General features: G+C 37.5%; 17 protein-coding genes. 1 reads left to right on the plus strand and 16 read right to left on the minus strand.

Going from position 1 to position 14139, the window contains the following annotated elements; genetic code table 11:
- Positions 1-8: 8 nt before the first annotated feature.
- From ACFFGL_RS00790 to ACFFGL_RS00865, 16 genes are all read right to left on the minus strand, one after another.
- Positions 9-1385, minus strand: coding sequence for an MBL fold metallo-hydrolase (locus tag ACFFGL_RS00790; protein ID WP_309729375.1), 1377 nt, complete (start codon positions 1383-1385; stop codon positions 9-11).
- A 10-nt stretch (positions 1386-1395) separates the two neighbouring features.
- Positions 1396-2238, minus strand: coding sequence for an ATP cone domain-containing protein (locus ACFFGL_RS00795; RefSeq protein WP_309729377.1), 843 nt, complete (start codon positions 2236-2238; stop codon positions 1396-1398).
- A gap of 2 nt (positions 2239-2240) precedes the next feature.
- Entirely contained in the window at positions 2241-3071 is an 831-nt protein-coding gene (locus ACFFGL_RS00800; protein WP_309729379.1) for a universal stress protein, read from the minus strand.
- Positions 3072-3098: 27 nt separating this feature from the next.
- Complete coding sequence (locus tag ACFFGL_RS00805; protein ID WP_150543752.1) at positions 3099-3872, minus strand: SDR family oxidoreductase; 774 nt, start codon at positions 3870-3872, stop codon at positions 3099-3101.
- Positions 3873-3909: 37 nt separating this feature from the next.
- Positions 3910-4881: an ATP-dependent 6-phosphofructokinase gene (locus ACFFGL_RS00810; protein ID WP_309729384.1), complete on the minus strand. Its 972-nt coding sequence runs from the start codon at positions 4879-4881 to the stop codon at positions 3910-3912.
- A gap of 24 nt (positions 4882-4905) precedes the next feature.
- A complete protein-coding gene (locus ACFFGL_RS00815; RefSeq protein ID WP_309729385.1) occupies positions 4906-5967 on the minus strand; it encodes a class I fructose-bisphosphate aldolase in 1062 nt (353 codons plus the stop codon).
- Between the two features lie 11 nt (positions 5968-5978).
- Positions 5979-6992, minus strand: a complete 1014-nt coding sequence (locus ACFFGL_RS00820) for a type II glyceraldehyde-3-phosphate dehydrogenase (protein ID WP_150543749.1) — start codon at positions 6990-6992, stop codon at positions 5979-5981.
- Between the two features lie 21 nt (positions 6993-7013).
- Positions 7014-8369 (minus strand): APC family permease, encoded by a 1356-nt coding sequence (locus ACFFGL_RS00825; protein WP_309729387.1) that lies wholly within the window; start codon positions 8367-8369, stop codon positions 7014-7016.
- Between the two features lie 7 nt (positions 8370-8376).
- Positions 8377-9732 (minus strand): NAD(P)/FAD-dependent oxidoreductase, encoded by a 1356-nt coding sequence (locus ACFFGL_RS00830; protein ID WP_309729389.1) that lies wholly within the window; start codon positions 9730-9732, stop codon positions 8377-8379.
- A 34-nt stretch (positions 9733-9766) separates the two neighbouring features.
- Entirely contained in the window at positions 9767-10228 is a 462-nt protein-coding gene (locus ACFFGL_RS00835) for a universal stress protein (protein ID WP_309729391.1), read from the minus strand.
- A gap of 49 nt (positions 10229-10277) precedes the next feature.
- Complete coding sequence (locus ACFFGL_RS00840; protein ID WP_309729393.1) at positions 10278-11060, minus strand: AlbA family DNA-binding domain-containing protein; 783 nt, start codon at positions 11058-11060, stop codon at positions 10278-10280.
- 23 nt (positions 11061-11083) lie between these two features.
- Entirely contained in the window at positions 11084-11359 is a 276-nt protein-coding gene (locus ACFFGL_RS00845) for a DUF5676 family membrane protein (protein ID WP_150543744.1), read from the minus strand.
- A gap of 18 nt (positions 11360-11377) precedes the next feature.
- The gene (locus ACFFGL_RS00850; RefSeq protein ID WP_150543743.1) at positions 11378-11596 is read right to left on the minus strand and encodes an SHOCT domain-containing protein; all 219 of its coding nucleotides are present in this window, start codon (positions 11594-11596) and stop codon (positions 11378-11380) included.
- Between the two features lie 17 nt (positions 11597-11613).
- Positions 11614-11832 carry a heavy-metal-associated domain-containing protein gene (locus ACFFGL_RS00855; RefSeq protein WP_309729397.1) on the minus strand — a complete coding sequence of 73 codons (219 nt, stop codon included), beginning with the start codon at positions 11830-11832 and terminating at the stop codon, positions 11614-11616.
- Between the two features lie 407 nt (positions 11833-12239).
- Positions 12240-12821 carry a helix-turn-helix domain-containing protein gene (locus ACFFGL_RS00860; protein ID WP_309729399.1) on the minus strand — a complete coding sequence of 194 codons (582 nt, stop codon included), beginning with the start codon at positions 12819-12821 and terminating at the stop codon, positions 12240-12242.
- Positions 12822-13000: 179 nt separating this feature from the next.
- A complete protein-coding gene (locus tag ACFFGL_RS00865) occupies positions 13001-13417 on the minus strand; it encodes an HYC_CC_PP family protein (RefSeq protein WP_150543739.1) in 417 nt (138 codons plus the stop codon).
- Positions 13418-13695: 278 nt separating this feature from the next.
- On the opposite strand from ACFFGL_RS00865, the gene ACFFGL_RS00870 reads away from it, so the two are divergent.
- Complete coding sequence (locus tag ACFFGL_RS00870; RefSeq protein WP_150543738.1) at positions 13696-14112, plus strand: HYC_CC_PP family protein; 417 nt, start codon at positions 13696-13698, stop codon at positions 14110-14112.
- Positions 14113-14139 lie beyond the last annotated feature (27 nt).

Here is a 14139-nt window from a genome sequence, read left to right on the forward strand (position 1 = left end):
TTTACAACCTATTTTATTTCTTCAATGCTGTAAAGCTGTGGGATTTCAGCATCCCAATCATAGGTTTCCTTGATACCCTTTTGTAATGCTTCTGCACTTTCTTTTTCACCGTGTACAATGAAAATCCGCTCTGGCTTATTTTTTATTTTGCTCATCCAATCCATAAGTTCTGTGTGGTCAGCGTGTGCCGAGAGGCCTTGAATTTCGGCTATTTCCATATCAAAGGGCACCCATTTCCCATACACTTTTAGTTTTTTATCGCCTTCCAATAATTTTCTGCCTCGCGTTCCTTCAGCTTGATAACCCACAAAAAGCAAGGTGTTAATGGGGTTTTGTGCTTGAGTTTCAAGGTAGTTGAGCATTCTTCCACCTGTGAGCATTCCACTTCCTGCAATCACGATTTTTGGTTTCTTATCTGTTCGTAATTCCATCGTCTCCCGATAACTGCTTACGACCGTAAAGTGTGAGCACATTTCGTCACATTCATTGCCTTCCAATCTGTGCCAATCCCTCGTGCGATGAAACAATTCCAATACACTTGCACCCATTGGGCTATCCATTATCATTTGTACTTTTGGGATTTTCTTTTCCTTGAGTAATTTCCAAAAAATCAGCATCATCAACTGGGCACGTTCTACGGAGAAACTAGGAACAAATAAGCTTCCCCCTTTATTAATGGTGTCGTTGACCAATTTTTCAATCTGCGGAAGTGCTTCCACTTCATCTGGATGAAACCTTCCTCCATAAGTGGATTCTATAAAAAGCACATCCGCTTTTTTTGGTTTTAGTGGTGGATAGAGTAATAAATCATTGGTTCTACCAACGTCTCCTGAAAAGACAAAACGTTTTCCATTTACATCCAATTCGATGTAAGTTGCACCCAGAATATGTCCGTTGTATTGGAAGCGAGCCCTGATACCGTCAAATAAGGGAATCCATTGTGCTTGAGGAACGCCCTTAAAATGTGGGATGGTTTTTTCTACATCCTTTAAATCGTACAATGGTTCAGCAGGATTGTGTTTGGAATAGCCTTCTTTATTGGCACGTTCGGCTTCCTGTTCTTGAATTTTTGCACTATCGTTCAAAATGATTTTTGCAATGTCCAAAGTAGGATTCGTACCGTAGATAGGACCATTAAACCCTTGCTTCACCAATCGGGGTAGATAACCTGTATGGTCTAAATGGCCGTGGGTAAGCAATACCATATCAATTTCTGAAACCTTTACAGGTAGATATTCCCAGTTTTTAAGGCGTAATTCCTTTAATCCTTGAAAAAGTCCACAGTCTATCAGTATCTTTTTATCTCCTGTGTCCACTAAATATTTTGAGCCGGTTACCGTGCCTGCCGCTCCCAAAAAATGGACGTTTATTTTATTGTTTTTCATTTTTATTGCTTTAATTCGTTCTGCATAACTCCTGTGAATCTTCGAGGATTTTTTTATGTCTTGGCTTATCGATACCGATTTGTTCCAAAAAGGTTGGATTTTCGTGTAGCTCTTTGCAGAGCACGATGCCTTTATCCAGTAATTTGGTCTTTTCTGCTTTGGTTAAGGTCGTCAGGGCTGTTAGAGGATGCAAACCAGCTTTATCTATCCTGTCTTTTAAACCATTTTGTTGCGGATAATCCCAACTCACCTGCATTAGACCAACGCAATTTCCATATTGAATGGCATCTGTAGTAAAACGGGTATTGGTATAAAGTCCTCCCCGATAGGATTTTGTATCGTGATCTTTTTGATGTTCCCATTGTCTCTTTACATCCAAAAACCTCGATTGGATATATAGCGGAATCTTTACATTACAAACCCGCCCTTGGTCGCTATGGTATTTACATTCAATCATATAGTGCTTATTTTCTTTTTGGGCTATCACATCTATTTCGTGCTGCACACAATTGCCCTGCACAATCACACCAACTTGTGTTGAAAACCCTTCGTGCGTTAATAGTTTGCTTACGAATCTTTCAAATGGAAAACCGGTTGGACCCAGTTCCATCAAAGCTTTTTTGAGCTTGTACTTTGAAGCACTTACCCTGGATTTAGCCTTTAGCATTTTAAAGGCCATTTGATAGATCCTTTTGGTGGTCATTCCTTCTTCAATCTGCTCTTGCACCTTCCGGGCTATATCCTGAATGATATCCTCATCTGCCCGTGAACGCCGCAGGGAGTTGATGAGTTTGTTTATATCAAAAGCTTCGTACTCACCGGAATATTTTTTTATTAAGAGTGGTTTATTCATCGTTATACCTTAATAGTCATTACCGGCAATTCGGAATGATTGGTTACACCCTCCGCGATACTCTTAGAGAACAGGCTTAAAAAACCTGTACGGCCGTGGGTACACATTGCAATCAAATCTGCATCTCTATACTTTAAAAAATTATTTATACCTGTTTCTACGTCAGGTTCGTTATATACATTCATTGAATACTTTTCTAAATGGGGGAATTTTTTCAGGAATTCCTTAATGGGATTTAACCCCTGCTCAATACTATTAAAATCAGTCTGAGTATTGATCCTCAATAAATGGATATGTGCACCGCATTTTTCAGCAATCGAAATAACCTGCTTAAAGGCTTCACTCACATCTTCCGAAAAATCTGAAACAAAAACGACATCTTTAAAAGGAAAGGATATTTCTTCGTTCTTGACCACAATTACCGGTACATCTGCTTTTCTCACAATCTTCTCAACGTTGCTTCCCAATAATTCACGAACGCTGCCCCGGGTACCACTGCTTCCAGTAACTATAAAATCGTGATGGAAATGGCCGGAATGTCTTAGAATGTTGGCCTGACCGCCATCAAATTCCAGAAAGGTCCTGCATTCAAGGTTTTGTTGTTCTGCTTTTTTCTCCAATTCTCTCAGGTTAGCTTTTGCACTGCCTATTTGTTTTACTGTTTCCGGATACTGCTTTTCCTTTTGTTTATCTAACTTTACCCATTCCACGGGAGTTTTTATCAAATGAAAAAAATGGATTTCGGAATTGTAAAGCTTTGCCATTTCAATTCCGAGTTCTTCTGCTTTATTGCAATTTTTTGAAAAGTCTGTTGGTACGAGTATGTTTTTCATAGTTTATTGATTTTTTTAGTTTGTATTTTATTGTGCGGTATAACCGCCGTCGATTACCAATTCAGAACCTGTCATAAATTTAGATTCATCCGAAGCCAGATACACCACTCCATAACCTATATCATCTGGCTCTCCCATATGTCCAACAGGGTGCAAACTTTCCAATTGCTTTTTTCCTTCTTCTAAATTACCTTGGGCTTTAAGGAAATTTTCTACCATTGGTGTCCATATATAAGCTGGATGAATGGAATTGACACGGATGCCATAACCCTGTTTCGCGCAATGAAGTGCAGCAGACTTGGTAAATAAAGTTATACCACCCTTACTTGCGTTATATGCAGCTAAATTGGGGTCGCCAATAAGGCCTTCAATAGAAGAAAAGTTAATGATTGAACCACCTTCCCCGGTCTCTTTCATAGCCTTAATGCCGTATTGGGTGCCTAGGAAACTGCCATCTAGGTTGATATTTAGAAGATTTTTCCAATCTGCAAGGGTGACCTCTTCCACAGTTCCTCCAACTCCTATACCGGCTGAATTTGCCAGAATATGGAGTTTCCCAAATGTTTTGAGTGTAGTATCCATAACCATTTCCCACTGATCTTCTTCCGACACGTCCTGTTTTATGAATATGGCTTTACCGCCATTATCTTTAATTTGTTGAACTACTACATTTCCGTTTTCTTCGTCCAAATCTGTTATCACTATTTTTGCTCCTTCACGTGCTAACAAAATAGCACTTGATTTTCCGAGGCCAGAGGCACCTCCCGTGACAATGGCTATTTTATTTTTTACTCGATCCATAATTTTAAGATTTAAGTGTTTATAAGAGTTTTGTTTTTTACTTACCAAATAATTCTAAAAGTTTCTGTAATTCATCATTTACTTGATGTTGCTTAACTACCTCTTCAAAAGGTGTTAGGTATAATTCATTATTTAACAATCCGACCATTTTGTTTTTATTTCCGTTTAATAGTTGCTCTACTGCTGCTACTCCAAACCTAATACCAAGCATTCTATCTAAAGCAGACGGATTACCACCACGTTGAACGTGTCCTAATCTAGTAATGCGTAAATCGACACTTGAATTGACTTCATTAATTTTAGATGCGAGAAGTTCAGCTCCTATTTCATCCCCTTCTGAGACCACGATAAGAAAAGCATCTTCGCTATCGTAACTTTTAACCTTATCCAAAAGATAAATAAAGTCCCTGCCGCTTTCGGGAATTAAAATAGCATCAGCACCAACGACCAATCCTGAATGAATAGCGATGTAGCCGGAATCCCTCCCCATCAATTCTATAACGAACACCCGATTATGCGATTCGGCGGTATCTCGTATCTTATCTATATTTTCAATAGCGGTATTTACTGCGGAATCAAAACCAAGGGTATAATCAGTCCCAGAAATATCGTTATCTATTGTTCCAGGAATACCTATAAATGGGATGTCACATATTTCTGAAAAAGCCAATAGCCCCCTAAAAGTACCATCGCCACCTATGGCGATCAAAGCATCTATATTATTTATTTTTAAGGTTTGTAGTGCCTTTTTTCTGCCTTCCAGTTCCATAAAACGTTTGCTCCGGGCAGTTTTAAGGATGGTGCCGCCTTTGTGTACCAATTTCTGTAATTGATGTGTTTCTAAGGACATAAAATCACCATCAATCAATCCTTCGTAACCTTTTCTAATTCCGGTAGCTTTTATGCCATTTGCTTCTGCTGCTTTTGCAATTGCGTATAATACAGCATTCATTCCCGGGCTATCGCCTCCAGATGTAAATACTCCAATATGTTTTATGGATTGATTCATTTTTATATTTCTATGTGCAATAGTTTACGCTATTGTAATTTCATCATTCAGATATACTTTCTGAACGGATTGTAATATTTCCACTCCTTCGCCAAAAGGCTTTTGAAATGCTTTTCTTCCCATTATCAATCCAGAGCCACCAGCTCTTTTATTGATTACCGCAGTAGTTATAGCATCAACTAAATCTGACTTCCCTTTAGAACCACCGCCAGAATTTATCAGTCCTATTTTACCCATATAACAATTTGCTACCTGTAATCGACAAAGGTCAATGGGATGGTCTGTCGTCAACGTTTTATACATTTCATCATCATATTTTCCAAATCCTATTTCTTTAAACGCGAAATTATTGGTTGGCAATTTTTGTTTAATGACATCTGCCTGGATAGTAACACCCAAGTGATTGGCCTGTCCAGTTACATCGGCAGCTGCGTGATAATCTTCTTTTTTGGTTTTAAATTCCTCGTTACGTGTATAGCACCATAAGATAGTGGCCATTCCCAGGTTATGGGCTTCTTCAAAAGCTTCGGCTATTTCCTTAAGCTGCCGGTTGCTTTCCGCTGAACCAAAATAAATCGTAGCTCCTACGGCAATTGCTCCCATATCCCAAGCTGTTTTTACCTTACCAAAGAACGTTTGGTCATATTTATTGGGATAAGTGAGCAACTCGTTGTGGTTGATCTTTACGATAAAGGGGATTTTATGGGCGTATTTTCGGGCATTCAATCCCAAAACCCCAAAGGTGGAAGCCACACCATTACAGCCGGCTTCCATCGCAAGTTTTATAATATTCTCTGGGTCAAAATAATCAGGATTTTTATAGAATGAAAAGGCTGCGCTATGCTCAATGCCTTGGTCTACAGGAAGGATGCTCAGGTAGCCTGTGCCACCAAGATTTCCGTGATTATACAATTGCGAAAGGCTTCGCAGTACCTGTGGATTTCTATTACTTTGGGTAAATACCTTATCTAGGTTTGTTCTACTTGGGGTTTGCAGTTCATCCTTGGTTATTTTTTCACAAACGTGTTCTAAATAGAAGTCTGCTTTTTCTCCTAAAAGTTCTATTATGTTTTTGTTTGTTTTCATCTCGATAGTGTTTAATGAATTCCTAAACTTTCATTTGTTTTGGCGATGGATTTTGCTCCATCTGTTTCAATTCCAGTTAATGCTCTAATAGCATCAATCGTTTCAGGGATGACAATGGCTTGGTTATCGACCACGTAGGCATAAAAAAGTTCATCGCCCTGTACCTTCAGCATATCTTCCCAAAGGGCTACTTCGTACATATCGCCCCAAGGTCTTCCCATATCCAAGAACATTTCCTTAATGGTATTGTTTGAAACCAGACCTTGATCATATTGAATTAGCTTGATACGACTAGAGGTTTTAAAAGCATCAAGCACTTCTTCTTTTGAGGCTTGTTTTTTTAACTTCACGTTCCAATAATGCATATGGCTTAATGTTTCCGGTACTTTTACCGCGGAAGTAATAACATCCAAATCAGGATCGACACTTTTAGCGTCAGGACCTTGATGGCTTGGGATATCTCTTTCGGGAACCATTGTGTTCATTATACCACCTAGATGACTTTCCCAAGGATCTGTAGCTCTTCTTAAAAGTGTTCCTCTGGCATAATCCAATAAATCGGCTCTTTTTAAAGCGGTCAATGTTCTTAAAATAGAAGTGGTGTTGCAGGAAACAACCCGTGTGGCATCCAAATTTAATGCCGATTCATAATTATTTTCAGCACTAAAGGAATGACCTGTGGTTTCGTGCTTGTCACCACCTTGCACAATAAACTTGACGCCCTTCTTTTTATAATGAGGCACATTTAATGCTGAAATTGCTTTCGGGGTACAATCCACTACGAGGTCAACTTTTTCCAATAAATCCTGCAAGTTGCCCTTTACCGAAATGCCAGAAGCATTCATTTCATCTTCGGCTTCGGCGGTTGCGGCATAGATATCATACTCTTTTCTCACGGCGTTTTGTAAACGCCAATCGCTGATGACATCGCATACTCCCGCAAGATTCAAATCTTCTTGTAAATTGATGGCATCGGCCACTCTTTTTCCAATGACTCCGTATCCTATAACTGCTATGTTTTTCATATAATTTTCTTTTTTATTTAATTATGATTTATTGTGTTTATTACTTGTAGTTTCCATTCCCATATGCATATTTCCTTCATCGTCTGTATGCGAAATCATAAAAAGGCGTTCCGCAACAATGATTAGAATAATCCCAATCGCTGCCACGATAAGCACCAATGGATCATTCAGGTATTTTATATAAAGAAAGGCCGTGAGTACTGCGACATCCAGTATAATGGCAACCAAGGGGATAATTGGTTTAAAATCAACTTCTTTTTTAAGGTGCCTTACAAGCCCCCAATGAATAGCAATATCCATAATGAGGTAGAAAATAGCGCCGATAGAAGCGATTCTTGTTAAATCAAATAGGACAGTTAGTAAAATAGCGAGTGAAACCGTGAATATAAGCGCAGGATTTTTAAAGTTCCCCATCCTTTTTAAAGACGGTACCTGTTTCATATTGCTGAGCATCGCTAACAAGCGTGATGATGAGAAAACACTAGCAATGACCCCAGATACTGTGGCAATTATGGCAATGCCAATGGTAATCCAGGATCCCCATTCGCCAAAGACAGGTCTTGCTGCGGCCGCAAGGGCATAATCTTTTGCCGCAATAACCTCAGGAATGCTTAAACCTCCGGCAACTGCCAAAGCGAGTGCTACATAGATGAGGGTACAGATAAGAATAGAAATAATAATGGATCGTCCTAGATTTTTATGTGGGTTTTTAATATCTCCACCTTGGTTGGTGATAGTAGTAAACCCTTTGTAAGCGAGAATAGATAAGGCCAAAGCAGCCACAAAGGCGAATCCTTGCGGTAATGTTTCGGTATTTTGAGGGATATAGTTTCCGGTAATATCTGAAAAACCTGAAACTATAAGTCCGGCAATAGCCAATAATGCAATTCCCACAACCTTAATTATCGCCGTGAAGGTTGCAGTTGCACCTATAACTTTGTTGCCCAAAACATTCACTATATAAGCCGTTACTAGCAATACTATACCCAGTATTGACGCATAACCGGCAAAATCTTCGGGGAACAACCGAAGGGTATAAGCTCCAAAGGTACCTGCAACAAGGCTTTCTGAAATTACCATAGAAACATACATCAGCAAAGAAAAGACACCGGTGGTGGTTCCCGGGCCATAGGACTTATCCAAAAACTTGACTACTCCTCCAGACGAAGGAAATGCGTTTGAAAACTTTACATAAGAGTACGAACTAAAACCTACCACAATGGCTCCCGCTATAAATGCTATGGGGAATAAATCACCTACCAGTTCGGCTATCTGTCCCATAAGGACAAATATACCGGCACCGATCATCACGCCGGTACCAAGGGATATAGAACCTATTAGGGAAAGCTTATCTTTTTTTTCTGTGGTATTTTCCATTTTCAAATTATTTTTTCGTGTTATTTACCGAAGATTTCGGTTTAAAGTTTCTAATAATCAGGCGGTTGCTCTTTTCATAAGAAAAGTAGCTTACCACCCAATTAAAACCAACCATTAATTTATTTCTAAAACCGCTTATGGACATAAGGTGTACGATAGACCATAGCAACCAGGCGAAATAGCCAGAAAATTTGAATTTGCCCAAATCGGCTACTGCTTTACGTTTACCTACTGTGGCCAAGGAACCTTTGTCTTTATATTCAAAGGGTTTTATGGGATTGTTATTTATGATATTCAATATCGAATCCCCCAGGTATTTGCCTTGTTGAATAGCGGTTTGTGCTACTTGTGGATGTCCTTTTGGGGTATCTTTAGAAATAAGGGCTGCGATATCGCCTATGGCAAAAATATTTTCGTAACCTTCTACTTTTAAATTGGCATCGGTTTTAATACGATTTCCCCTGACTATGTGTTCTTCATCAATACCATTTGGAAATTGTCCTTTAACACCCGCCGTCCAGATTAGGTTTTTGGCTAAAATGGTCTTGCCACTTTTGGTAGTGACTTCATTCCCATCATAATTGCTTACAGCTTCATTCAGCAGTACCTTTACATTCAAATCCTTCAAATATTTTAGGGTTTTCGAAGATGCTTTCTCAGACATTGTACTTAACAATTCATCAACGGCCTCTATTAAGTAAATATTCATAATGGAAGAAGGGTATTCCGGATAATCCTTGGGAAGAATGAATTTACAAAATTCAGCCAAAGCTCCTGCCATCTCTACGCCAGCAGGACCACCACCAACAATTACAAAGTTGGTGAGTGCATCACGTTCTTTATTATCACAGGTAATAGCTGCCTGTTCCAAATTTTGCAGCATCATATGGCGAATGTTAAGGGAATCGCGAATGTCTTTCATCCCAAGACTGTGGGATTCTACTGAATCCATCCCAAAAAAATTGGTATTGGTGCCCGTTGCCAGGATTAGGTAATCATAATTAACATTTCCTTTGGAAGTTATTAGGCTATTTGAAGAGGGTTGAATTTCCTCGACTTCAGCCAAGCGAAACAATACATTTTTATATCCATTGATTTGTTTCCTGAAGGGAAATACAATACTATCGGGTTCCAGGGCACTGGTGGCCACCTGATAAAACAATGGTTGAAATTGATGAAAGTTGTTTTTATCGAACAGTACCACCTGCACCTCTTTGTGTTTCAGTTTTTCAACCATTGCTAAACCTGCAAACCCACCACCTATAATTACAACACGAGGTAAGTTGGAATCTGGAAGGCAGATTTCATCTGTTACCTTGCAAGCAGTTTCTGTTATTTTATTATTTGAGTGGTTGACATTCATATTTAATTTTTATATCATTGGAATTAGCCATAGTTTATTTTGCGTCTTTGTCTTTTACAATCATTACTGAACATTTGGCGTGCGTTGCTAAATATTGTGAAACAGAACCCAATAAAAGACGTGAAAATGCTCCTTGCCCTTGCGAACCCACTACAATTAAATCGGTATCAAAAGATTCCGCTTTTTCTAAAATTTCTTTTTTAGGAAGGCCATTAACAACACTTGTGGTTATAGTAAGTGCCTTGTTTTCGGTCTTGATTTTATCGAAAGCTTCTGAAACGATTTTGTTTCCCAATTTTTTAGCGTTACTTCTAATTTCTTCTATGTAATTACCTATCCTGCCGCCCATAGTATGCAATCCCAGACCGGTTGTTTTAGGAACTTCATAAACATTTATAATATGAATTTCACTTTTTGAGGATGGGGTCATTTTTATAAGTTCGTGAATGGCTACTTTACTAAAATCTGAACCGTCTATGGCCAATATAATTTTCATAATTTGAATTTGTTATTAATTGAGATGTCCTATGCCTTATTGCATATACTTATGCTTTTTGAGTTTTTAAATAATCCACTGTTTCCTTTACCGATAATGGATACGTAGCATTTCCTGTGCGTACATAAAAAGTGGTGTTTCCTTCATCATTCACATAAACCGGTTCGTTGGAAGGTTCGATATTCACTACGCACACATCTTTTTCATTAATACTGTAGAATGAAATATGGTTGCTGAAACAAGCCTCGTGACTCAATTGCGTAGAAATAATCCTGAACACCTCACGTTCATACCCATCCCTGTTTTTGTGCTTTAGGGTTTTATAATCTTTTTCCAACCCCAAAACATTTCCGTCGTCATCAACACCAATTATTAATTTTCCACCTTTTGCGTTCATAAACCCTGTGATGGTTTTGGCTATGATAACTTCTAAGTCGCGATTGGTTGTTTTGCGGTAATAATCATAACGTATGGAAGACTTAAATTCTACCCGTTCATTTTCGCCAGCTTGAATTAATTCTTCAATGTCACGAACAAGCAGCCGCTGTTGCGTGCCTATAAGCTCATTTTTCTTTTTAAGGTTTATCCAGAACAAACCAGAAACTATTCCCAAGAAACCTCCCAATAAAGTTAATAGGCCGCCCATTCCCCGCATATCGAAAGTAAAGGACTCTAAAAAACGTTGTTTTAAAACTTCTTGGAACAAGGAAAATGAAAAAGCTGTCTCGCTAAATTCAAACCAATAAAGCACCATTGTAAAGGGGTGTACCAGGAAATAAAAAATGCCTGCACCCAATAGAAAATGAATTAAAATGATCTTAATTTTCGCCATAACTTTTTTCAACTTTCACAATTTTATTTGTTTTTAATTTGAGCATTGTAAAAAGCAGCGATGCACGCGCCAATAAGCCATCCTAAAATAAAAATCTGTATGATACCAATAAGTGCTTCCGATAAGGGTACGTCCATCCTAATAATAGTGGTAACATCCAATCCGTGCGCAAGGCTATTAAAAAATGTTATGGATCCTTCCTGTCCCGCTGTAGCCATCACGATCATACAGCCCAGATATATCAAGGCTCCTGTTAGACCAAGAGCAAAACCGAATTTTTTTACGTTTAATCGATACATAATTTGTGTGTTTTAAGATTAGTTATCTGAGTTTAGTAAATTCTTGGATTCTTCAAATTCTTCCTTTGAAATTTCGCCCTTGGCAAACCTCTTCTTTAGGATGTCCAAAGGCTTTTCTTCTTTTGTTCTTTGGTATGGAATATCGGTTGGGATAAAGAAAATCCAAATGATTAAGGCCAACCAGATAAACCACCAAATGAGGTGCATACCTCCGAAACTTCCGTCATAAAAGTGCATAATTTTTAATTTTAAGGTTACTTTTCTATTTCCTCAATTGTATAGCCCTCAATAGTATTGAGTTGCTTTTGTAGTTCATCCACCGAAAGAGCTTCTTTCATTGTTATAAGTGTAGCTCCTTTTGGTGCCAAAAAAATCTCTGCTTTTTCGATGGCGGGATGCTCTTCCAAGGTCTTTTTGACCCTTGCCACACATCCAGCACAACTGATTCCGTTTATTTGAAATTTTTGTTTCATTAGGTTTAGTTTCTAGTGATGTTGATTTTCTTTTTTGTTTTTCTTTTTTAATCTCTCATCGGATAACCCGTGAGTATGGTTCCCGTGCCGCATTGGCATTAGCAAGTGTATGGCGAACATTATTATGATAAATGTAAATAGCCAAGTGCCGCCACCAATTCCAATAGAGGGTGCTAAAAAAATGAATAAAAGTGGGAGTCCGCAACCGAGGACCATCCATAACCAGTGATTTTTCATTGTTTTGTTTTTTTTGAATTAATATTTATTGCCCCTTACTTACAAGACCTGAACAGGCTTATGAGATAATTGGGGGGTTATCAACAAGCCGTGAGGAGATGTCCAGGCTTAAAATGAATGTGAATCTACCTGCTTTTAAAGTATTTCATCTGCATAACTTTCGTTGTTATCTATAAAATTTCGTCGTAAAAATTACGCTTCCAATTTTCCGTGTTTTTGTAGTCTGTCATACTCATACCCACTACTTCTTTAAACTGTCTTGACAAGTGGTTAACACTACTATAATCTAACAAGTGACCTATGTCTGAAAAAGAATGTCGTTTTAACTGAATGAGTTCCTTTACCTTTTCTATTTTCAGTTTTATAAAGTATTTTTCAATTGTTGTATTTTCATTTTTAGAAAATAGCTTACTCAATATTTTATAATCCCTGTGAAGAATAGAAGACAAGTGTTCTGAAGTATTCATTTTTAAATGAAGTGGTAGCTGAGTAAGCAGTTCGATTAGGATAATTTTTACTTTTTCAACCAACATTTCCTCTTCACTTTGTACTATTTCAAAATCATTGGAATGGAGCACTTTAGTCACAGCATCAGTAATATCCGTATCCGTTTTGCTGGAAGCTTCCACTAATAATTTGCCCAATTCCAAAGAGAGCACAATTACCCCAAGCTCTTCAAGTTCTTGTTTTATAACTTTTAGGCAGCGGCTACATACCATATTCTTTATCCAGAATTCTTTCTGTAAATCCATAGTATTATTTATTTACTGTTAGAAAATTTTTATCTAACAAAGGTTTATAATTTGCTCTTTTGCAAATAGTTGAGAGTGTGGCGTGCTCAGGAATGAGCGCACCAATTGTTAGCCTGTTCTTAGTACCGGCTAATACGGGAAATGTAGGTTATTTGAAAAAGAACCCACTTAGAAAGAAATCAAATTAAATATACCTCGTGGAGTACCTGAAAGTCTTTTGGTATGAGGGGTGGATCATAATTTAAAAAAGGGACGATATTTTGCTCAAGTCCCTCGAATAGATTTACGTAAGCGTAAAAAAATGTGTGCAGGAAAACCAGATTTTGATTTTCCATTTCAAATGAAGTTTTTTGAAAGTTATCGCTACCTTCTTTTACAAAAGATTTATTATCACAACAACCTTTTTTTTCAAAAGAACATTCTTTCAAAGAATTGGTTTGACCCTTAATCGCGTTATCACAAACCTGAGCTTTAGCAAAAACAGCCATATCCACAAGCTTATTACAGCAGAAATGCATATTCACAGTAAAGGACGACGAAGCGAACATTACTGCAAATACTAAAGAGATAGCTATTATTTTATTAAAACTTTGCACAATACGAATATAAAAAAAATTAACAAATGTTAACTATTTTTTTGGTCTATTTTTCTTAGTAGAAGATTATTATAAAAATTTTTTAAACCTTATTTTTTCCAAACGTAATGGAAAAAAGACAACTGAAATATGATATTTGTCATAATTTAAAAAGTCTAATCCTTTTATTTTTGTCGAAAATAAAAAAGGAAATAAAACTCTTTAAAAGTTTATTTTAACCGAAATAAAAAATTAGTAATATCTTTATATATTATTGTTTTTTATATCTTTGCAGAATTATGAAATCATTTTTCCATAAAATATTATCTATTGCCTTGGCGAGCTTAGTGTTTTTTACCACTATGTCGTTCACGGTGGATATTCATTATTGTGGAGATTCTTTGGTTGACTTTGCTTTATTTCATAATGCGCAGACCTGCGGAATGGAGAATCAGCCATCCCAAAAAAGTTGTGAGGAAGGTTTCTCGGAAAAACCTTGTTGTTCAGATACTCAAATAGTGGTTGAAGGTCAAGATGATTTAAACTCATCTTTCACAAAATTATCTTTTGAGCAACAAGCCTTTGTTGCTACTTTCTTTTATACCTATTTTAATCTTTTTGATGGACTGGATAAGAATATTGTTCCATTTAGAGATTATACACCTCCCAACCTCATAAGGGACGTACAGAAGCTACACGAAACGTATTTAATTTGATTTTAAACAGTTTCCGATAATTATCGG

Origin of the sequence: Mesonia maritima (assembly GCF_042433895.1) — a bacterium.
GTDB lineage: Bacteria > Bacteroidota > Bacteroidia > Flavobacteriales > Flavobacteriaceae > Mesonia > Mesonia maritima.